The organism is Lactobacillus hominis DSM 23910 = CRBIP 24.179 (assembly GCF_000296835.1).
In the GTDB taxonomy this organism is placed as follows: domain Bacteria; phylum Bacillota; class Bacilli; order Lactobacillales; family Lactobacillaceae; genus Lactobacillus; species Lactobacillus hominis.
In genome coordinates this window covers 24,221-48,384 of record NZ_CAKE01000005.1, presented here as the reverse complement: position 1 = coordinate 48,384, position 24,164 = coordinate 24,221, and the positions used below count along the sequence as shown (strand labels likewise).

Here is a 24,164-nt window from a genome sequence, read left to right as displayed (position 1 = left end):
TTTCTATTCACCTTTAAAGCTGCCATCTTCAACTTCACGAATAAAGTCTGCCAAGTGCTTGTAGTAAACGTCTGGATTATCAACCATGTGGTGGTGACCGCCATCAGGGGTAGTTACTAAGCGTGAATTTGGAATTTCTTTTTGCATAATCTCAGCAGTAGAAATTGGCATTGTTTCATTTTCACCAAAAGTAAGTAAAGTGGGAACTTTAATATTCTTAAGTTGATCTCTGAAGTGCCAATCTTTAAGCTTTCCCGTAATGACGAATTCATTGTCGCCTTGGAAGGCATTGTAAACGGCACTGCCACCGATATCTTTTAAGTGGTAAAGCTTAGAAGGTTGTTTACGATCAACGAAGTTAATATTTAAAATTTGAACATCGTCTTGGTAGCGCTGGTTGTCATAATCATTCTTTTCTTCGCATTCATGCATGAAGTCAATTTCAGTTTGAGGAAGAACTTCTTGCCTTCTTCTGTTAACAGAAGCAACGTACTCATCGATTTCATCAACCATTGAGGAAATAATTGCACCTTTTAAGTGCTGCCCATATTTAACAGCGTATTCTTGAACAAGCAATCCGCCCCAACTTTGACCAATTAAATAAAAATTATCTAAGCCTAATTTTTCTCTAACTTCGTCAACTTCATCTAAAAAGTATTCATAGGTTAAATACTTTTTAGCAATTTCAGGATCTGAATAATCTGGTTGATCAGAATAAAGCGAGCCTAATTGATCGTACATAGTTACTTGCACGTCTAATCCTTGTTTTTTAAGCTGTTCAGCAGTATCTTCCCAGTATTCATGATTGCCACCAGGGCCGCCATGAAGAGCTAATAAATGGATATCTCCTTGTCCTTGTGTATTAGTCCATAAATGATAGCCATTATCCAAAGTAATAATTTTAGTACCTGTTTTCATCAAATACCCCTTTTCCTAAATAAACTTATTGCTTTCTATTATATTTGTTTTTAATACTTTAATTCAAATTTTAATTTTTAATACCAATATGAATTGCACCAGCACCTAAATTCAACTTAGTAATGCTTACGTCATGATAGCCAGCCTGTTCAAACATCTGCTTTAATTGGTTAGCTGAAACAAATTTATTAGTAGTCTGTGACAAGTATTGATAATCGCTTACGTTTGAATGCAGCAACTTAGCAAATTTGGGAAAGAGCTTAAAATATGCCTTCCATCCCACTTTAACAATTGGATTAGTTGGTTGAGATGTTTCAAGTACGGCAAACTTGCCACCTGGCTTTAAAACACGATAAACTTCACGCAAAACTTGATTAGCATCTGGCACGTTACGTAAGCCAAAGCCAATTGTCACAATGTTAAAACTCTCATCTTCATAAGGCAAATTCATCGCATCTGCTTGACGTAATTGGACTTCTTTTTCAACACCAGCAGTTAAAACTTTATCATAGGCCAAAGCCAGCATATCTTCATTAAAATCAAGTCCGACTACATTTCCAGAGGGGCCTACTTGCTGAGCTAAAGCAATAGTCAAATCTCCTGTTCCACAGCATAAATCAAGCGCAAAGTCGCCAGGCTTAACAGCTAGTTTCTTAAATAGCTTTTTACGCCATAAACGCTGAGTCCCTAAGCTAATTAAGTCGTTCATCTTATCGTAATTAGGTGCTACTCTACTAAATAAATCGTGCACATCTTTTTCTGGTACCTTATTTGTTAACATTTATAAAATCTCCCACAAAAAAAGACACGATTCATCAGTAATGAACCATGCCTTTATCGATTAAGCACCTAGAAAGTCAACTATTCTAGAAAGATAGTCAAACAATCTCCCCTTGCGACCCCGACTTGCATAAGCACTAACAAGCCCGAACCGCAAGGTAGGCGTAATTGTCATCTCTTATGCATCAATTATAGTACGATTAGCTTGTTAATTAAAGAGGATCGCTGTTATTTTTTGGATTTTTTATCTTAATTTTCATCTTATACAAGCGGTCAAATGAAGATTAGCGTTTTTCTCTACTAAGTTATTTAAGTTACTAAATTTTTTCTTTTTTCCTGCGCCAAATATGTAAAACTATACCCAAAACAAGCCCAATTAAAGTAGGGACGAGCCAAGACAAACCGACATTGGCTAATGGTAAATAAGTCATACGCCAGTTTGCGACCGCTTTTACAAAGTTAGTATTAGCTAACGGTGCTGGTAAATTTACAATTAAATCGAAAATTGCTGGTATTAAAGTTAAAAATATTGCTACTTTATAGACAACATGATCGTTTTTGAAAAACGGAGAAAGCAGTGCTAAAACGATCAAAACAATGGCAATTGGATATAAAAACATCAATATTGGCAATGACCACTTTATAATTTGAACCAATCCCAAATTAGCTGTAGCTAGTGAACCCACACAGGCAATGGCAAGCCAAGCATGATAGCTTAGTTTAGGATAATGAGAATGAAAGTCAAGCGCAAAAGCCGCTACCACACCAACTGCGGTCGTAAGACAAGCTAAAAAGATCAACATAGCTAAGAGTGCTTGCCCAAAAATACCAGCATAATAAGTCACAATTTCAGATAAAAGAACTCCACCATCAGCTGCAATTTTAAAGTGACCTAAAGACATAGCACCTAAAATTATCAATAAACAATAAATTAATCCAATGCCTAAAACTGCAATAAAACCAGATTTAGCAGTAACTTTAGCCGTTTCTAATTCATCATTATTTACTAACTCTTTAATCGATGTTACTACTGTTACACCAAAGGCTAAGCCCGCCAAGGCATCCATTGTATTGTATCCTTCCAAAAAACCACTAATGAGTGCACGATGTGCATATACACCAGTTACATGAGCACTGCTAGGATTACCCAATGGCTTAGCAAAAGCAACTACGAATACTAAGAAGAGCAGGATCAAGAAAATAGGATTTAAAATTTTACCTAATGACGACAAGATATCGCTTTCGTTATAAGCAATTGCAAACACAATAACAAAAAAGATAATTGTAAAAATGATCAATCCAATATCTTGAAATTGCTTAGGAAGTAAGGGCGCAATTCCAACGGTATAAGAAACTGTCGCATTTCTTGGAGCAGCAAACAAGGGTCCCAGCGTTAGTTGGGTAAGAGTCATAAAAATCAGGGCAAAACCACTTCCAACCGGCAAGCTCAAATGATATATTCCATTACTACGAGTTATTGCAATTGCTAATAATGATAGTAATGGTAAGACAACCCCAGTTAAAAGAAAACCAGTTGAAGCTAGTAACCAATTTTTTCCAGCTAATTGCCCTAAATGGAGTGGAAAGATTAAGTTTCCTGCTCCAAAAAATAAAGCAAAGATCATTGAAGCTACTACTAAATATTGCTTACCCGATATTTTTTTAGGTTTGGTGCTCTTCAAAAATTATTCCTCCAAAATCTAATATTTGTAGTATTTTATCAAAAAAATTATTTTGACGATAGTCCATTAATTGCTTACACTACAATTTTAGCAACAAAAACAAATAAAGGGAGCCTGTTTTTCAGGACTCCCTTTATAAGGTTGATTTTAGGGCCAGCTTTTTCCTCCACTGGCCCTGCTTATAAGCTATACAAAGATATATTGCTTAGTACAGTCTTCATCATAACATGATGCTGGCTGATTGTTAATATAACAGCCAAATATTTTTACTATAGTCACAGCTTTTATCAGCTTTCATCTAATTTTAATAGTCGTCTTTTACTATTTACATATACTGTTAACAAAAAAAAGCAAGAGCATACGCTTTTGACTTTTTATCACTATTTATTCTTTTGCTTCTTAGAGACGACTAATTCATACACACTTAAAGCTTGCAATAGTTAATCTTGAAACGACAATTATTTTCTTTAGTATCGGATCTATATGATAATTATTTACGCTTTAAATATAAGAATTACTAATGGTTATATAACAAAAAGCTAGAAGAATTATATCTTCTAGCTTTTTATGATGATCGAATGTTATCAAAAAATGTGAGTTAATAAGTTGATTAATTATTACGACGCTTTTTATCGGCTTTTAATCCAAATAAACCAGCTAAACTTGCAATAGCTAAGCCTAAAATGCCAATATAATTTTCCTCACCTCCTGTCTGTGGAAGCTTTTTACCAGATTCACTAACTTGAGTTTTGCAATTAGCTCCAACTTTATCGTCTTTAGTATTCTTTGAACCAACCTCTTTATCGGTAGAATCGAGGGTATCTACACAAGTATTTGAATTTTGATTCTTATCAGAGCCTGGCTTAGTTTGATCATCATTATCATCTTGGTGATCGTTACAATTTTCTTTATTAGCAGGTACAACTAAAACTTCAATTGTAGAACTAATCGCTGCAACAGTTGGAATTTGATAGCCATCTTTTAGCTTATAGCCAGATGGCAGATTATTTTTAATTGCTGTTGATGGATCAGTAGTAGTTCCTTCAACGCCCAGAATAATTGTTCTTCTTATTTCATTACCATCTGGATCACGATAAATAATAGTTGCTTGGCCTTGAGTTGGAGTAATACCTTCGCCATTATTATTTAAATCATAAATAATTGTTACTGTAACATCTTTGGTTTCCGGAGTTACCTTTTGCTTTTCAATTGTAGCTAATTTTGGTGTATAGCCATTAATTGTTGGCGCCGTAAACTCAGGCCATTCAGCTTTGCCATCTGGATCGACTATAAACTTACCATTTTCAACTTTACCTAATTGCCATTCGCCATACGTCGGTTTAACATTTGAGTCGCTTGAAATAGTCTTAGTGCGACCAAACCATACAGTTTGTGTAGTAGTCTCAGTTTTACCAGTTGCCGAATCTACCACAACATTGATCGTCCTAGTCGGATGAATAAACATATCACTATTAATGCAAGGTTTATTTGGATTGATAGCTGGATCAGTTGGTTCTAAGGTTTTAGTATTTTGACTATAAGCGACTTTTACAGTTATGCTCGCTGTATCTGCAGTGACATTATCATTTGCTGCAACTAATGCAGAAGCTTTACCGTCTACTGTAGAAGTATAATTATCTATCTGTGCAATATCATATTGCGCCCATGAACCAACAGTTTTTCCAGTAGACTTGTTGTCTTTATCTGCAACTGTCCAAGGAGTCCAAGTTATATGGCCATTTTCATCAGCTGTCCCAGCAGTTTGACCAGCTCCACCACGAACAAAGTGAATTATTTGTGTTACAACTTCCGATTTTGTAGAGCCTGGTTTAGAAACAGCAATTGTTCTAGTCACGTAGCGATTCATTGCAGCATCATCGGGATCATATGCTATTGAAATTGGATCTTTAACATAGTGAATAATAAAGTTTACATTTAAAGGTCCATCGATGGTAAAAGCAGGCAAAGCAGTTGCGTCCGGATGGGATGCCAAATAGCTGTTTAAATCATGGTGCAGCTTTTCTGCAGCTGCTGTTCCCTGCGCGTTTGAATACCCTGGAATACCTTCATAATATTCATGAGAAATATCTGCTCGTTCAATTACCGGATGATAACCATAATATTGTGGCAAAGATTGATTATGCATTCCGGTATCTGAATTTGTAAAGCTGGAGCCGCTCAAAACCGCAGATAGATCCAAATTTTCAAAACGAACTGGCGTCCAAGTATCAGTGTACTGTTTTCCGTTCATAGTATGGTTAACAGTTTTCTTTACTATATCACCGTAAAAGTCGGACTTACCTGTCGCATCATTGTTATCAGGTCCATAAATACTTACAGATTCTCGACTAGTATATTCTGCATAAGCTGGCACATAATCTACAACGTAGTTATAAGTTGTAACTTTAAGATCTAAGTTAGAAAACTTCAATACATAGTTTGAACCTTCTTTAGCAACAGTAACTCCCGGAGCTGCAACTTGTGGAGTAAATCCTATATAAGATGGTAATGTTACATCCTTAAACTTCTTTCCTAAAAGATTTGCTTGGCTTGGAGCTCCCAAAGTAGTAACGGCTACCGTTTGACTTGGAACTGTTTGTTGACCATCTGGTGTATTAAGGGTCACATTGGCAGTGAACGTAGTTGTTACAGAGCCATCATTTGCAGTAGCTACAACGCTACTGTTCTCACTACTTGGCTTAGGTTTGACTGGTTGTGACACTGCAGCATGACTATCATCATTTGTATCAGCATGGACAGTTCCACTTACGCCCATAAAAGTTAGTCCAATTAATACAGAAGCAACGCCAACAGTTAACTTTCTCAATGAAAATCGCTGTTGGGTTACTTGACTTTTTTGATTATTACTAGATAACATAGAACTCTTCTCTCTTTCAAAATAAAACGAAGTTTATATATTTTATTCTTCGTTTTTATTTAATATACATATCGTAAGTTTATCCTATGTATTTCGTTTATATCTACTTAGATTAATGCTATACGTTACAACTTAATATATTGTAAATAATCTATGTATTCATAGAGTCGTATAGATTTATGGATGATTTATCTTTATCTCTTTTATCATACAAATCTAAAAATAAAGTACAAAACTTCTGATAATAACGTCAAAAAAGAGCCAAGTATTTTTCTACTTGACTCTTTTTGATGATTGGATGTTATCAAATTTTTAATTTAAGAAAAGAATTATCTGCTACGACGTTTTTTATCAGATCCTAATCCAAATAATCCAGCTAAACTTGCAACGGCTAAACCAAAGATACCCCACTTATTAGTCTTATTTCCAGTTTGTGGAAGTTTCTTAGCACTAATACCATGTTGGATATTATTGCCAGTAGTATGAGCTGAGTATGTATTATCATTTTCAGTAATACCGCCATTATCTGCCGCACTGTTAGCCTTATTACCATTATTAAATTCATTGTCATGTCCATTGTTGTGATTATTAGAATCCGTTGGAACAGTCGGACCTTTATTGCCGTTATCATCGTTGCCGTTATTTCCACCATTGTCAGCAACTACAACTGGTACTTCAATTGTTGAACTGATGGAGGCATTCGTTGGTACTTGGTAGCCATCTTTTAACTTATAACCAGATGGAATATTACCTTCAATTGTTGATGATGGATCAACAGTTGAACCTTCAGCACCCGAGATAGTCGTTCTACCCACCTCAGTGCCATTAGAATCGCGATAAATGATTGTTACTTGACCTTGAGGTGTAGGGGTTACGTTCCCGCCACCATTATTATTTTTGCTGTAAGTGATTGTTACTATTACATTGGCAGTATCTGGCTTAATATCATTTACAGCAGTAACTTTATCTTGGCTTGGAGTATAACCATCAAAAGTTGGAGCTGCGAATTCAGGCCATTCAGCTTTAGCAGTTGAATCAATGACAAACTTATTATTTTCAACTTTACCTAATTGCCACTTGCCATAAGTTGGTTTGACATTTGGATCAGTTGAAACAGTCTTGGTGCGACCGAACCATACAACTTGAGTAGAAGTATCAGTGTTACCTGTTACAGGATTCTTAACGTTGATTGTCCGAGTTGGATGAGCATACATATCACTATTTTCGCCTGGTTTGTTTGGATTGATCGTTGGGTCAGTTGGTTGCAAGGTTTGGGTATAAGCAACAGTTACAGTTACATTAGAAGTATCTGCATTAACAGCCTTCGCATCAACCTTAGTTGCATCCTTGCCATCAACAGTTGAAGTATAGTTGTTAATTTGATCAACATCGTATTCTTTCCAAGTACCAGTTTCTGCACCAGTTGAAACATTGTCACCGTCAGCAACAGTCCAAGCAGTCCAAGCAATGTTACCTTCGGTATCTTTCATACCAGCATTTTGACCTACACCGCCACGAACAAAGTGAACAGTTTGAGTAATAGTTTCTGCCTTAGATAAACCTGGCTTGTAAACATTAATTGTACGAGTTACGTACTTATTCATTTCCCTATTAGATGGATCATAAGGAACCGGAGTAGTCTTACCGGCCTTAAGGTAAGTGATGTAAGCAGGTTGACCATTTACAGGTTGACCATCTTTAAGTGCAGGAGCACTTGAAACTTGAGTAGACTTAGTGCCATCTACGTATGAATCATAACCATCAATTTGTGGAGCATTTTCTTCAGCAAATTCAGCACTGCCGCCTAAAGTAAACTTGTGATCACTGATTTTACCAACTTGCCAATCGCCTGTACCAGTTACATCGCGAGTTACTAAGTCTTCAACACCTTTTCTACCAAAGTCTACGGATTGAGTATCAAATAATGTTTGATTTTCACCTGGCTTAGTTTGGTAAATCTTACGAGTTACTGTCTCGAACATATTCTTGTACTTAGGATCAGTTGGATCTACGCCTGGATCAGTTGGAGTGATGTACTTAGTTGCGTGTTCAACAAGAACAATGATGTCAGCTGGAGTCTTAGTGCTAATAGTTTCAGCTGCTGGATACTTGTAGCTAGTTGCAATCTTCCAGTTCTTTGGAACGCCATTATTAATAGTGTTCTTTATTTCATCAGCTGAAACAGTTGCAGGAGTCTTAGAAGTAAAGGTACCAGTAATTGCCTTGTTAAATGTGCTAATTACTTTACCCTCTGCATCCTTGTAAACAATATTTTGTGCAAAGTTTTGTGTATCAGGAGTTGCCTTTGTAACAATAACTGGAATAGTAAAGCTCTTTGTACTTACTTCAAATGAGCCTGGGTATTGAGAAATAGTGTAACCTTCTGGAACACTTTGATCAGCTAAATCATGTAATAATCCAGCAGTCAAAGTATCACCAATATTACTCTTGATCGTTGCACCAGTACCTACTTGTGTACCATCAGCAGTTTGGTAAACGATTTGACCTTGGGCGTTAAATTGTGAACCATTTTTAAGAGCTAACGGAACATTGATTACTGCTGGGGTAGCTGTAATGTCGTTAACTGCACCTGGATAAGTGTAACCAGTAGCAATATTGTAATTTGCAGGAACATTGCCATCAATTGCACTCTTCAATTGAGCAGCGGTTAAGCTTGAACCTTTAGCAATATTATCGATAGTTGTGTAAGCAACTTCATGACCATTATAAGTGTAAACAATCTTTTGAGTAAATTCAGTCTTATTGTGATCACCCTTACCAGAATCTGAATCAGCTACAACGTTGATGTTTGCCTTAACGTCAAGATAAGTACCATCGTTGAAGTGAATGCGAACAGTACCACTTACGCCATTAGCAATATCCTTAGTTGAAGGTTGACCATTTGGTGCCCAAGTCATTGAGAAAGTCTTAGCTGCATCAGTACCTGGAACGTAGGCAAGAACTTGTGGTGCATTAGGATTAATATTTTGACCATTCCAACCAGCTTGACCAAGATCAGTTACATCAATTAATTGACGGTATTGATCTTGAGTTAAGTTAGAAATGTCTTGGTTTTGGTTGAAGGTTAAAGCTTGACCAGTAGTAGCACCATAGAAGTCAAAGTAAGTGTTCATCCATGAACTTTGACTGCTCAGTCCTATGTAGCCAAACAAATCAGGATCGTTAAAGCTATATTCTACACGCCACTTAGAATTACCAGGCAAGCTTTCACCATCAGTAGTTTGCTCTAGTGAGTTAGGTGCTTGACCCATATCGTACTTAATTGTATCAGTGTTATCTGCAGTTACTTTCCAATTGGTATTTGGAGTTAAGACACCATTACCTGCTGGCATCCAACTATAGTTGAAGACATTTGCAGCAAAGCTATCTGAAGGATCTTTAATATTTACATACTTATTTCCTTCCAATTGATATGTAGTAAATGTCTTGTAATTAGAAGTTGCATTACCCTTACCGTCCCAATCTTGGTAGTAAGTAATAGTTTGAATCTTGGCTAAATCTGCGTTAATTGGGTTGCTATCGGTAGTTCTGTGAACTGAGATAGTTGGTATGTCAAAACTAGTCATGCTTTGGCTGCCATAGTAAGTATTATGTTCTGGATCCATACCGATTACAGTAACTGGGGCAGTGATAGTCTGATTGCCTTTACCAGGAACAGCAATTATTACAGGAACAAAATAATGTCCTGGAGTTACGTCAGCACTTGGCTTCAGGGTAATCGTACCAGTAGTTGGATCAACTGTTGCCCAATTTGGTGTAGTTTCACCAGCTGTAAACTTAGTGCCTGATGGTGTCTTTTGACCATCTGGAATAACAATATTATCAGTTACTTGTTGGCCCGGCTTGACACTTACAGGATTGTAACTTGGTGTATATGCGGTATTTTCCACAGTTACATTAAGTGGAACGTAGTCAAATGAACCATCACTGTAAGTTACTTTGATCATAGTTGGTTGGGTTCCTGCAACTGAAGTTACAGGCATTGGTGCCCAAACATCATCAGTCTTTAAGCCCGATGGAAGACCAGTAATTTGGTTCTTAGCAGGATATTTATTCATATCTGCATTGTAAGGAACAGTTAAGTCATTTGCCTTTGGATTATAGTAACCAGCCATTGAACCAACAGTAACTGTAACAGGAATATTCTTAGTATTAGTCTTACCATCAGTAGTCCAAGTTGCAATAATATTAGCTGTTTGCATACCAGGCTTAGTGGTATCAGGTTTAGTTCCCCAAGTATATTGAACGCCTGCTGGAGCAGTTTCACCATTTGGCAATTCAATTACTGAGCCAGCTTCTGGAACCCCATCACCTGTTGGGCTATATGGTAAAACTAAGTGCTTAGCAAATGGATCATATGAACTATTAGTTGCAGTTACAGTAACTGGAACTCTGACAACAGTTGATTCACCGTTAGGATAAGTAATCTTAACTGTACCAGTTTGCTGACCTGGGTTAGTAGTTGTTGGCTTGTCTACCCAAGTATAAGTTACCTTTGGATCATTTGGCTTAGTACCATTGGGAGCTTGACCATTGTTAGTCCAATCAATAACTGTAGATGGATCTGGAACATCTCCACCTTGTTCGATGGTAGTTGATTTACCAGTTGGAGAATTAGTTACGATAACTGTAGTTGGAACTAAGTCATTAGTACCATCTGGGTAAGTTACCTTAACAACACCCGGGTGATTGCCTTGAGTCCAGATATCTGGTGTAGTTGACCAGTCATATTTAATTTGTGTTGGGTCAATAGGCTTGCCATCTGCATCTACTGGATTCTTTGGCCAATCAACAGCAGTATTTGGATCTGGAAGCTTACCAATAACTGTAGAAACCTCTTTACCTTGAGGGTCATTTTCAGCAGCATCGCCAGCTTTGTCAGGAATATTGCCTTTGCTGTCTTTAACAATAACGTTTACTGGAACTTCGTCCATTGAGCCATCATCATAAGTTACATTAACAATTGATGGAACAATGCCAGCCTTAGAAACATCTGGAGTAGTTGACCAACTGTATTGAGCACTTGTTGGCAAATCACTGGTATTAGAAATACCGTCTTTGGCTGATGGTTCGCTTCCAACAATAGTATTTACGTTTTGACCAAGTGGATTATATTCTTCAGCTTGGCTCTTAATATCTAATGGAATATTAGCAAAATCAACAGTACCATCTTGATAAGTTACCTTAGCCCATGCAGAACCATCCGTAACTTTTAACTTTCCAGTTGGGTTAGTTGGAGTAGGTTGATCGCCCATAGCCTCAGTCCAAGCAGCTGCATCAGTGGCAGGATTATACCAAGCAACAGTAGTGCCAGTTAAGGTAGCTGGTTGACCATTTTCATTAATATAACCACTAATACCATTTGCGGCAGTTAAATCATTTAAGGTTTGGTCAGTATAACCAGTGATAACTTGAGTTTGTGGTTGATACTTTTGTGCATCTGTTGGCTTAGCAACAGATGCAAGGTTTGTACCCATAGCAACACGTTGTGGAGTCCACCAGTTAAAGACATTCAAGAATCTGTTCAAGTATGGAGTTTCATACTTAACGCCTTTAGCAGGTTGACCTTGAGTTACAACACCATCTTGATATTGGAAAGTATTCAATCCAGCTTGGCTACCAGCAAAAGTAATATCACCGTTAGAGTGTAAGAACTTAATTTCACCCTTCTTGTTTTGACCGATTGAATTACCAGTTTGAGCAAATCCTGAAATAGAATTGTCACCCCAGTTGTTTTGGTTCTTTAATTGGTTAATGTACCAGTAATATGAAGGACCTGCGCTCTTATTAGCTTCATCCCATAAAGCTAACGGTAAAGCTCCGCCGTTACTTGAAATGTTAACGTGGTTGTTCATGTTTTCAAGGCGAAGCAAAGTACCAGTTTGAGAACCTGTACGTTGGAAGTTTACATAAGCTGGATTATTAATGTTAATATTGGCATAAGTTGAAGCAGCTGAACCACTAGTACTACCGTTACCCCACATGGTTACGATACCGATGTTAGGCGTATTAGTGAAGTCACCTTTGATTGAAGATGTTGCACCATCTTGCAAGTCCATCGTAGCGCCATCTGCTACATTTAAGCTAAATTCAGCACCAGTACCATTACCTGAACCAAATGAAATTAATGGTGAAGTAGATTGGTTATTAACACCAGTACGGACAATAGTTAACTTACCTTGGTTATCTAAAACATTTGAATTTGCATTAGAAACATTAGCAGCAAAACCAACACCTAATGAAATGGGAGCAAAGTGATAACCATTGTAATTACCTACGCCATTTATACCACTACCATCGTTACTTTGCTTAGTATTAATATTAACAACACCATTTTTACCAATGTTTAAGTTGCCAGCCCAAATAGCCATTGAGTGACCATCAGCCATTTTGGCATTTAAGTTACCATCCACTTGAACTGTACCAGTAATGGCTCTATTTACCAACATACCTTTAACATCTGTAGAATTACCATTCAAGGTTACGGTTGCACCTTGTTGGACGTCAATTGCTGGAGCAGTATCATTTGCTTCATCTTCAACTTTGGCACGTAAGATGTTGCCACCAGCATTTTGGTCGTTGTTAGTCTTAGCTGAACTTACATTAAAGGTAGTGTCAGAACCATCTACAAAAATAATATGTGAAGCTGAAACAGCACTTGAATAATTGTAAAGTTGGTTACCTTTAACATTTACGGCTTCACAAGTAATATTGTTATTACCTTTAAACGTTACCGTAGTGTATGGATTATCAGTGGTTTGTTGAGCCATAGTAGTGTTATAGAAGGCACCGTTTTTAATATCAGCAGTTACGTTTTCAAATGTAACCTTGTTGTTAGCTAAAAGATCAGTTCTTATGTCATCTCCACCCATGTAAATTGGGCTAAATGCACCGCCAAGAGTAGACCATGAATTATCGTAGCCATCGGCATTAATGGTCATATTCTTAAAGGTAATATCCCAAGGATTACTATCTTTTTGATTATTAGTAGTAAAGCTAAGATAATTAGCACCAAAGTTAATAGCATGACCTTGACCATTAATCACTAAGCCACCGGAAATGTTTTCGCCAGTTAAATTCATCTTACCGCTATTAACAACAGGATTTGGACGATTAATACCATTAACATTAGCGCCTTTGTTAGCAACAGTAATATCGCCAGTTAAGTTAATAGTACCGTTATTAGCATTATTTAAAGCATTAACTAGGCTTTGCCAATCGCTGGCTTCTGCAGTTTGAGTACCACGCAAATTTTGTTGTTGGGCTTCTTTAGATTCCGCTGCTAATTTAGCTAAAGCAACTTTAGCAGGATTATCTTTCTTGTTAGCAACTAAATTTGCTCCAACTTGCTTTGTTAGTACATCTTTATTTTCCTTTGATCTATTAACTGTAGATTTAGACTCTTGAGTAGGTAAAGTATCTAAAATATGTTCTTTTTCGGTTTTAGCTACTTTATTATCATTGGCAGCTTGTGCTAATTTCTCATTATTTACTTCTTGAACGTTAACATTTTTGCCTTCAACACCTGTGGTTAAGTCCTTAGAATTAACTGCTTGTGCTTTATGTGGCGTCATTTCGTTATCGGTATGACTATTGGTATCAGCTTTAACTGTTTGGTTTTGACTAAAGCCAGCCAAAAAGAAACCAATCAAAACAGAAGCAGCCCCGACTGTAAATTTACGAATCGAGTACCGATTCTTCCGTGGCTGCATTTTACGAAGTTTTTCTTGATAATTATTTTTTGATAACATATTCTTTACTCCTCTTATTGCATATACGATTTCATTCTACCCCCCTCCATTTTGAAATATCAAGCGTTATTAAAACTATACGTATTTACTTAATATATTGTATTGTCATTGTACTCTTATAAGGCGTTACAATGTTTTTATTTCTTTATTTACCATGCAAATATAAAAATAAAGTACTACTTTTCTAAATATAATGGCTCAAATTAATATATTGAGCATTTAATAAATTAAGCTATATCTAATAAAAAAGCCTCTTGGGTTAAAAATAACCTAAGAGACTTTTTACTAATCTAAACAGGATAGATGCTTTTTATCTAGATTAAATACTAATTATTCTTTTTTCTTTGTTTTGGATCGATCAAACCTAATAAACCAACTAAGCTAAGGCCTAAACCAGCAGTCAAGACAGTATCATTATCTGCTTGACCAGTTTGTGGCAATTGCTCGTCTTGAGCATGTGGCTTAACAGTATTATCACTGATTTCACCATTATTCGAAGCCAAAATTGGAGTCTGCGGTTGAGCTTGAGTTACTACATTATCGCCTTCATTATTTGGATTATCTGGCTCATCTTCGCCATGAGGAGCTGGAACATCTGGTTCTGGCTGTGGCTCAGGCTGAGGGGTTGGTTCATCTGGAGTCGGCTCTGGTTGTGGATGAGGTTGTGGAATTGGCGTTGGTTCCGGTTCAGGCGTTGGGGTCGGTGTTGGCTCTGGTTGCGGCTCAGGAATTGGCGTAGAAACTGGCGTGTATTGAACATTTACAATGCTATCTTTATCGCTAGCTACTACTGTCTTTTCACTAACCACACTTGGGCTAGGATCAGTATAGCCAGAAACGCTTGGTGAATCTACGCTCTTATATTTATTTGAACCAATTACTTGCCATGCCTTGTCGCCATCAGTTGTAGTTACTTGGTCTTTGCCATCAGTGCTATAGCCGAGTAACTTACCAGTTACTTTATCAACGATTGCAGTTCTGCCAAAGTGTACGCTTTGAACTACAGATGGAGCAATCTTAGTTCCTGATCCATTGACGTAATTGATCGTTCTCGTGATTTCTTTATTCAAGTCATCTTTAGAAACGCCGTCTGGCCACTTTGGACCATTTGGATCGTCTGGGTTAATTGGCGTGCTTGGCTTTGGGATATTTGGCTGATCTGGCGTGATCTTGGCATAACCATGCTTCATTACTACCTTGAAGACTTGCTCTTTACCATCATTAGTTTCAAATTTTACTCCTTCCTTAAAGCCATTAGAAACTAATTCATAGCCTTGAGACTCTAACTTCTTAATTTCTTCAGTTGTTGAATAGTCAATTGTTGTACCAACTTTTCCTGTTAAAGTACCAGAAGTTGCAATTATCTTATTATTTTCGTCTTGATCGATGTATTGAACAACGGCTTTTTGATCTTCATCATTCTTAGTGTAAGTTACAGTTGTGTCCTTAGTCGGAGCAGTTGGAGTGACTGTTGGCACGCTTGGAGTATAACCAGGAATATTTGGAACTGGTTCATTTGGAGTAACCTTTGCTGGATTATTTGGATCATTTTCATAAGGTGGATTTGGTACATTTGGAATCGGCTTACCGTCTGGAGTTACCGGGATGATTTTACCGACTTTTTCATAATGAACCGTAATTACCTTATCAGGATCATCTGGAGTGACTGTTGCACCCTTAGTGATTGTTTCACGTGTGACATATCCTTTAATCACTGGTGAATCAACGTTTTTGAAGGTATGACTAGTTTCCTTCCAGCTACCTTTTTTAATTACTTCATGAGTAATTGGATCAACTACATCAGGAGATTTAGTAAAGGTAGTAGTTTGCGTATTTGGAGCAACGAGTGGCTTGCCATCTGGGCCTACAAAGTTAACAATCTGTTTGCCCGTCACGGTCTTTCCGCCTTCATCAATTGCGCCATTAGGTGCATAAGTTACAGTAATGACAACATTTGGACTTTGGTGAGTAACTTGAGCACTTGCAACATCGCTGCCGTCGGCATCGCTACTTACAGAAACAACATGCATCCCTTTAATTGATGGAGAAACAACCTTAGCTAGCTCTTCATTTTCGGGCGTCCAAGTTGGACCATCAACTTGTCCAGTAACCTTACTATCAGAAACACTTACCCAATGCTTAGTTACTTCGTCATAGTAACCCGAAGCAGTAAACTTAGCACTTTGAACAACAGGTTCATGAATACTGCCATCTGGACCAACGTAATTAATTGTTCTTGTCACTTCGTGTTCCAAATCTTTTGCACTATAACCAGCACCTGGGTTATCTGGAGTTACATGGATAATGTTGTGAACAAATGTGATGCGGTAAGTGCCACCATTTTTAGGCATCGTTGTAATGTCGTAGTCATTGTGGTCAAGTTTGTAGCCCTTTGCTTCAATTTCTTTAATTGTCGAATCTGGATTGTAATCAAGCTGACTGCCTGGTTTTGCAGTAATTACATGCGGTGCAAAGCCTGGAATTTCAGTATTGTCAGTATTAACTTTTACAGTTTGGTCCTTTGCATCTGGCGTGTAAATTACTTTAGTTGGCTCGCCTGGATTTACTGGAGTTATTGTCGGTACAACTGGCTTATATCCTGGAACTTCCGGAACTGGCTCATTTGGCGTAATCTTAGTTGAGTCGTTGGGATCAAATGTGATTTTTGTTATTAAATAATTTTTTAAAAGAGCACAAAAAAAGCCACCCAGAGATAAACTCCGAGTGGCTGCATCACCTAACTAGCGTGGATTTATAAAATATATGGGGGAAATTATTAGCTAGGAATAATGCTTTTCTATACCTTAACCATGCTCAATATAACATGTACTTGAAAGAACAAGCAAATAAAACGTACTCAATTCACAAGTTTTGTTTTTGCTTTAAATTTTAGTTATTTTCTTCTTGATCTGTATTAGTTGTTTCATCTGCAACATTTGTTGCTTTTGCTTGAGCTTCTTGTTGGTTCTTATCAATAAACATACTCAACAATTGCATTGTCGCATTGGCTACAGTGATAATAGCCGCAGTTTCATTTTCATTAGTTGCTGAATTTGGATCAAAGTTATTAATCTTATCGCGCACTAATGCTTGGCGATGAGCAAGTTCTGCGGCATCAAGCTGGGTATCTGAAACATCTTGATTATACTTACTATTTTTATGGCGCAAACCAACAGTGAATATTTGAGTAAGCAAGTGGTTATTATTGAATTTTTGTTCTTGACCTTCGCCATCGAAATTGTTGAAGACCACTTCAAAGCCAGCTCTTTCAATAGCCTTCATTGGTACTTTTGTACTATAAAGGTTGTTGATTACTTCACCAGGTAAGCCATACAAAGGACCAGATGACGTAATTTGCTTACCATTATTATCTAAATCGATAAAGTTAATGATAGCCATTTGTTCATCAGAACGTCTTTCAATGCCCTTTTCATCAACATATTCGTCCATTCCCATTGTTTGAGCGGCTTGCTTAGTATCTGGCATACTTGGACTATTCACATCTTGGAATTGACCAAGCTTTACTGTGTTTAAATCAGCTGACGTATCAGGTTCGTTTACTTCAGGTTCTGGTTCGACTACTTTTTTATAAATTACAGGCATGTCTTTGCCAGGATCTTTAGGACTGATAACTTCTTGATCATGAGTGTAGCCATCAATATCAGGAACAATTTGGTTCTCAGCAACCTTAGTTGGATCATCTTTGTCGCTAGCAAATTGATATGGGCCCACATTCATGATTTCATCGCCGTTTTCATCAACTGGGATTAAGTGTCCGTTTGGCTCATATTGAGCAGTGATAGTAATATCTTTATCGCCAACTGCTGGTCCCGGGATAACTTTTTTATTAGTATGAGCACCAGGTAAAACTGGCAATTCAAAATCATCAAACTTATCTGCTTCTAATTGCCAATCAGTATCAAATTGACCATTTGGAATTTGTTTATTAGTAATGCGGTCAGCAGTTAAAGTGCGGAAACGATTGATAGTTTGTACATGATCACGCACCTTAGTTGGCGTTCCTTCAAACTTAACAGTAAAGTGAATTGGATGAACGTATTCTTCACTGTCAATCTTAGTTAAAGGATGATCTGGGTTAACCTTTCTTTCGCCATGCTTAAAGCTAATCAAGTAAACTTCAGTATCATCAGTGTATTTTGGCACTTGGCCATTACCGTTGAATTGGTTACGAACTAAAACGTATCCTTTGCCCTGTAAATCTTTAATTTCTTGACTAGGGTCGTAATCTACGATTTCGCCACTTTTACCAGTTAATTCTGCGGAAGTCGCAATACTCATTAAATCATTATCTAAATCTATAAAATTAATAACCGCTTTTTGACGGTTCTTTTTAAACCAAGCCATAATTTTTCCTATTCTTACTTTTAAATTTAATCTCTACACTAACTATTATAAGCTAATACTTAATATAATATTAGTCACGATTGTGTTTTTTAATTCCTGACAAACCGATCAAATCTAATGGATCGCCAATTGGTATCCCGTCGCTATCGACTTCTAAATTTTCGTCATTTTCTGGTTTTTCAGGATCTTTTTGCTCAGCAAGTAGTGACGAGTCGTCACTGTCTTGAGTTGTAGTGTTATTTTTTGCATCATTTTCAGACTCATCGATTGCTGCTTCATCTGCGTTATCGGCAGCACTTGCTAACGTAATAACTAGCTTTACGTTTTGACTATTATGCGCCACTTTCATAGCTGCCACTGCGCCATCTTCAGCCACATCGCGATCTGCTTCATTTTCTGTTTGCAACTTAACCACGCGATAGCCGCCTAAAGCTGCAATTGCTGGAAATTCTTGATCAGGCGACCAAGACAAGCCGCCTTTTTTAGAAGTATCAACTGAACCATCTAAATTAGTTGCTACTAACTTATGAGTCACCTCATCTAAGTAGCTGGCTCCATCAAAATAAGCATGCTGGACAACTGGTGCAAGTTCAACGCCATTGTCGGCAAAATATGTCACTGTCCGTGTTACATCGCGATACAAGCTCTCTTTATCATAGCCATAATTAGCAGCCGGATTATCGGCATTGACTGGACGCGTCGCATGGCGCATTACGATTTGATACCGCTGACTTATTTGATCTTGATCGTCGATACTATCAAACGTTTCATCATCGGGCAGGTCGCTTTTTACATAAAGATAGCCACGCTGTTTGAGTTGTTGGAGGACTTGATTAACTTCTTGAAAATTAATCGCAGTCTTGGGTAAGCCTTGTGCAGTAAAAGCTGTTGTCAGTCCGTCAGACTCAATTTGTTTAAAACTATTATCTTGATCCACAATCTTGAGGTGGGCGGTTTGTAATTGATGCTTTAACATTTCATCATTATTCATCAGCTAAAACCTAAACTTTCTTTCTAAAAATTATTTCTTAATTCGCGTATAAACCACAGGAATATCAATCTTATTATTTTCTGGACTAACAGTAGCAACTGCTGGACTCCAACCACTAATTTGCGGAACCTTTTGGCGTTTGGCTGCTTTAGTGGGATCGTTGGGATCCGCTTTAAAAGCAACTGGAGCAACTGCCTTAGTTGGGTCAAGCGGCTCAGGAATCAAATTGCCATATTGATCTACTGGCACAATCTTAGCCATTGGCGCATAAGCTGCCGTCATCCCAGCAGTATTAAGTTCTGTTTTAACTAAATAATAGCCGTCAATTGCTGGTAAAACTCCGCTGGCGTTGAGCTTAGTTTCTTGTCGAATAGATTTACCATTTTGATCAATGAAATGGCATTCCACTAAGTCTGACTTTGGCGAAACGGTTTTATGTTCTTGCTTTAATGTCATTTTCTTCTCTTTTTCAGGTGTTTGTTCTTGTTTTTTAGGATCAGAAATTAACTTAGTTTCAATTTTTTGCTTTTTCTTAGGATAAAAAGTAACTGGTTTTAAATTCTGTTGTTTTTGCTTTTTAACTTCGCTAACCTTTGGAACTGGCTTTACAACCGTAATTTCTTCAGCATTTGAAGTTTGCTTAGTTTTTTTGATTTCACTAGTCTTTTGCGCAACGGGTTTATAAACAACAGTCTTGATAACATCTTCGCTAGCTACCGCCATTTTAGGTACTAGCGTCGGATCTGCCACAAAGCCATTAACTTTCGGACTAACAACTTCTTGATAAGAAAGAGGCTGACTATGCCACGGCGTGGTAAACTTACCATCTTTAATCAAGCGGTGCGTTACTTTATCCATTGTTAAACTGCGCGTAAAGACTGCATTTTGAACATTTTCTTCCGGCGTATTGTCTCCTGCTCCTTGATAGCGAACCACAAGCGAAACCGCATGTTTAACCAAGCTTGCGCTAATATTCGACGGCAAGTTATTAGCCGTTACAGCAACTAATTTATGAGCGAAACTAGCAACAAAGCTGCTTTCTTTTTCACCATAAAAGCCAAAGATAAATTGCGCATGTAAATCACGCTTTTTTTCTTGGTTGACATCCAAAATGCCAGCTAGTTCATAACCCTTTTCTTGCAGACTAGTCAAAGTTCGATTCCATTCTTCAAATTCAATTGGCGCACCTTGGCTACCATAAGCTTCTAAGCGCAAAAGCTCTTTTTTATCTTGAGCATCTGCTAAAACTAGAGTGGCTTTTTGCGGCTTAGGAGGTAATTTTGTTTCTGGATTCATGATTACCTGTGGCATTACCATAAACTGCTTAGAAGGTTGCTTTTTAGCCTTGGGCTTAGTTTTAGGAGTTGAATGCTTCTTATGTTCAGTTTTTAGTTTTTGCTTAGCGCTTGCTTTGCTTTTTTTAGTCTTATTTTTTGTTTTCTTTTTATCTATCTTAGTATCTTCGCTTCCAGCTGAATTAGATGGATTAGCTTCACTTGTTTGACTAGCCATATTTAAACTAGAACCTTGATCAGAACTTTGTTGATTAGAGAAATTAGAATTATTAATATTATTTGAATAAGTTACAGAAGAATTAACTTGATAAGTAGTGTTTTGAACAGAATTAGATTGATTATTTGGATTACTTTGAACGGCCGCATGAGTAATATTACCCAGGTAATTTTTATTAGTATTAGCGCTAGAATTCGCATTTGAAACAGTCGGCTTATTATTTACTGCTGGACGGGATGGTTGCAAGTGATTCTGGTTAGCTGAGTTATTTGGAATAACTGGCTTTGCTGGATTAGGTTGTTGCGGTTTAATACTTTCAACATAAATAATTTTCGTATCTTCTTGCACATTAGCTGGCGGAAAAACCATCTTGGTTTCTAAATCGACATTTTCAGCCTGCTCTTTATCAGCTAATTTATAATCTTTAATGTCCGGAATTGGCGTGGCTATCGCCTTATTAGGATCTTCAGGATCGCGACGATATTGCGGAGTTGGTGCATTAGCAATCGGCTGCATATCTTGATTGACTGGGATAATCTTACCAAATTCAACAATTTCTTGATTAGACTTAATCTGACTGACTCGGCTGTTATCAGGTAAACTTGCTGCCTTAACCTGGTTCACTTGCTTTTCACTAACCATCCCTGCGAAAACCAAGCCTGCTGATACAGAAATCAAGTCCTTGCTAATCTTACGCAAAGCATAATGACTTTGTTTGTCTTGTTCATCTCTTTTCAACTTATTGGCCAATCCAACTCACCCATCCTTATATTAACTATACATATTGTTATTATAGTATAAGTTTAAGTAGACAAAAAGCCATGATCCGATGAGACCATGGCTTATTTTATTTATCATTATCTTTATCTGGATCAACTTTAGGAATAAAAATTACCGGTTTTACGGGAGTTTTTACTGTTGATTCAGATTTATGAGAAACTTGTGAAGCTTTGTTTTCAGTTTCTTTTTTATCATTGTTTGTTTTTTCTTTACTTTCAGTTGCTGGCTTGCTAGTAGCTTTTTGCTCAACCTTAGTTACTGGAACTGCTGGCTTTTTAGCTTCTTCTTTTTGGTTAGTAGCAATCACTTCGTTACCAGCAGGTTTATAAACAATTGGCGTTACCTGACTTGGACTTGATGGCGTAACCGTCGTCTGCGTTGGCACATAACCTGGAACTTCAGGAACCGGTTCATTGCTCATTACCTTAGTTGGATCATGTGGATCAGTTTGATAGCGTAGGTGCTTTGCACCAGGAATTGGTTGTCCATTAGGGTTAACTGGAACAATTTGACCATTAGCTGTATAAGTTACAACTTCTTTAACAGTTAAGTAATCAGGCGTTACAGTCTTGCCACCGACAATCTTGCGATCTGCATGGAAGCCATTAATTACTGGCGTAGCAACAGTACCGAATTGACGATTGAGCGCATTCCAGCCATTATCTTTTAAGATCTTACCAGTAACGCGGTCGATAATCATTGTTCGCGCAAATTCAACTTGTTGAACATTGTTAACAGGAGTATCATCGCCTGCTCCGCGATAAGTAACAATCTGCTTACCAATACGAACCAAATCATCGCGTCCAGTACCTACTGGCCATTTGGGACCATTTGGATAGTGCGGATTAATTGCTTCGCCAGGGTTTCCCGGATGATCAGGAGTCACATTCTGGTGACCATGGCGCAAGCCAATAGCATATGTCTGTGTACCATCATCATGTCCATCAATTGAACGTGCCACAGTATCTGCATTTAAACCGTTGTTAACAAAAACAAAACCACGGTTTTGCAATTCTTGCAATTCGTTGATCAAGTTCTTGTTATAAACCACATAAGTATCTTGACTTGGGTCCTTTGGACTGACGCTTTCAAATTTGGCAATGTAGCCGCTAATTTCAGGAACTGGTTCATTTTCTAAGACGCGAGTGGCATCTTTAGGATCAGTTTGATATTGCGGATGCGGTGCATTAGCTAATTCATTGCCGTTTTCATCAACCGGAATAATGCATCCGTTAGCCGTATAAGTTACAGTTTCTTCTAGATGATCAGATGTAACTAATCTACCAGGAACAACGCCTTTATTTGCATGGTAGTTTTCTAAAATTGGCGTTACAACTTGATCAAACTTTTTCTTGGAAGGGGTCCAATTAGTCTTTTCTAGAATTTCTTTAGAAACGCAATCAACAGTCAACGTGCGGCTTAACTTGATAATTTGGGTGTTATCATCTGGCGTACTGTCACCGGCACCAACATAATGAACAGTTGAGATCTTATCACGTTCATAGCTCGAAGATTCAATACCAGTCAATGGGTGGTGGCTATCAACCTTAGCCTGCATATGACCCATTGAAACGATATAAATCTGCTTATGTTCATCGCTATTATCAAAGAATTGTACTTCGCCATTGGGACTAAATCCATTATCCAAAAGCTTGTAGCCTTGATGCTCTAGATAGTTAATTACTCCAGTTGGCGAGTAGTCAATACGCGTATAAGGCTGTCCAGTTAGGCTACCAGAAGTTGAAATTTCTTTATTTTGTGCATCAACATCCACAAACTCTACTACTGCAGTCTGTTCATCTTGGGATGGATTATTGTTAACTTCATAAGTTACAACATAATTGCGGTCTGGATTATCAACGCTAACTTCGTCGCCTCCGACAAAGCTATCGCTTGGCACGTAACCTGGTACATCTGGCGTTCCAATCATTCTAAATGACGGCTTAGTCCAGCCATTATCTTTGATAATCTTCTTTTCTACAAGATCGAAAATTAAGCTACGGTTGAATACCACTGTAGATTTATTATCAATAGGCGTTCTTGTACCTGCTCCTTGATAATGAACGGTCTGAGTACCTACCTTTCTTAATTCGCTTGCAGGAAAATCGTCATTTGGATTATCTGCATCGATTGTTTGGTAAGTATGCTTAAAAGTTACGACAAAATTGTGTTCATTGCTTGCATTAACATCAAAATCATTATTAACGAGCCGGTAACCTTTTTGACGTAAAGTTTCGATGATTCTGTCGACATTTAAATCATCTAATTTTAATTCCTCTAAGTGAGCCAGGCTAGCGTTATCGTTATCAAGGTCGATAAAGTTTACAGTGAATGGTTGATTATTCCCTGTCTCTCTCAAGTTATTCACAGTTACCCCTTCTATTTTTAATTAAAGTTAGTCAGATTTATTATAGCATTCCAAACTTTTGTAGGGAACCTTACACTATCGATTTCTACTTATATTATTTACAAAAAAAGACATGGTC

At 37.5% G+C, this 24,164-nt stretch carries 10 protein-coding genes; all 10 read right to left on the bottom strand.

Annotation, left to right across the window (positions count from 1 at the left end; genetic code table 11):
- Nucleotides 1–3 precede the first annotated feature (3 nt).
- Nucleotides 4–918 carry a prolyl aminopeptidase gene (locus BN55_RS03890; protein ID WP_008470515.1) on the bottom strand — a complete coding sequence of 305 codons (915 nt, stop codon included), beginning with the start codon at nucleotides 916–918 and terminating at the stop codon, nucleotides 4–6.
- A gap of 70 nt (nucleotides 919–988) precedes the next feature.
- Complete coding sequence (ubiE, locus tag BN55_RS03885) at nucleotides 989–1,699, bottom strand: bifunctional demethylmenaquinone methyltransferase/2-methoxy-6-polyprenyl-1,4-benzoquinol methylase UbiE (RefSeq protein ID WP_008470514.1); 711 nt, start codon at nucleotides 1,697–1,699, stop codon at nucleotides 989–991.
- Nucleotides 1,700–2,015: 316 nt separating this feature from the next.
- On the bottom strand, nucleotides 2,016–3,380 hold the full coding sequence (brnQ, locus tag BN55_RS03880; protein WP_008470513.1) for a branched-chain amino acid transport system II carrier protein: 1,365 nt from the start codon (nucleotides 3,378–3,380) through the stop codon (nucleotides 2,016–2,018).
- 610 nt (nucleotides 3,381–3,990) lie between these two features.
- Nucleotides 3,991–6,258: a mucin-binding protein gene (locus tag BN55_RS10085; protein ID WP_008470512.1), complete on the bottom strand. Its 2,268-nt coding sequence runs from the start codon at nucleotides 6,256–6,258 to the stop codon at nucleotides 3,991–3,993.
- A gap of 329 nt (nucleotides 6,259–6,587) precedes the next feature.
- Complete coding sequence (locus BN55_RS10230; protein ID WP_008470511.1) at nucleotides 6,588–14,030, bottom strand: Rib/alpha-like domain-containing protein; 7,443 nt, start codon at nucleotides 14,028–14,030, stop codon at nucleotides 6,588–6,590.
- Nucleotides 14,031–14,356: 326 nt separating this feature from the next.
- Nucleotides 14,357–16,381: a mucin-binding protein gene (locus tag BN55_RS03860; RefSeq protein WP_008470510.1), complete on the bottom strand. Its 2,025-nt coding sequence runs from the start codon at nucleotides 16,379–16,381 to the stop codon at nucleotides 14,357–14,359.
- 538 nt (nucleotides 16,382–16,919) lie between these two features.
- Nucleotides 16,920–18,395 (bottom strand): mucin-binding protein, encoded by a 1,476-nt coding sequence (locus BN55_RS03855; RefSeq protein WP_008470507.1) that lies wholly within the window; start codon nucleotides 18,393–18,395, stop codon nucleotides 16,920–16,922.
- Nucleotides 18,396–18,465: 70 nt separating this feature from the next.
- Nucleotides 18,466–19,386 carry a mucin-binding protein gene (locus BN55_RS03850; RefSeq protein ID WP_008470506.1) on the bottom strand — a complete coding sequence of 307 codons (921 nt, stop codon included), beginning with the start codon at nucleotides 19,384–19,386 and terminating at the stop codon, nucleotides 18,466–18,468.
- Nucleotides 19,387–19,416: 30 nt separating this feature from the next.
- Nucleotides 19,417–21,648 carry a mucin-binding protein gene (locus BN55_RS03845; protein WP_008470505.1) on the bottom strand — a complete coding sequence of 744 codons (2,232 nt, stop codon included), beginning with the start codon at nucleotides 21,646–21,648 and terminating at the stop codon, nucleotides 19,417–19,419.
- Nucleotides 21,649–21,745: 97 nt separating this feature from the next.
- Nucleotides 21,746–24,046: a mucin-binding protein gene (locus BN55_RS03840; protein WP_008470504.1), complete on the bottom strand. Its 2,301-nt coding sequence runs from the start codon at nucleotides 24,044–24,046 to the stop codon at nucleotides 21,746–21,748.
- Nucleotides 24,047–24,164: the final 118 nt, after the last annotated feature.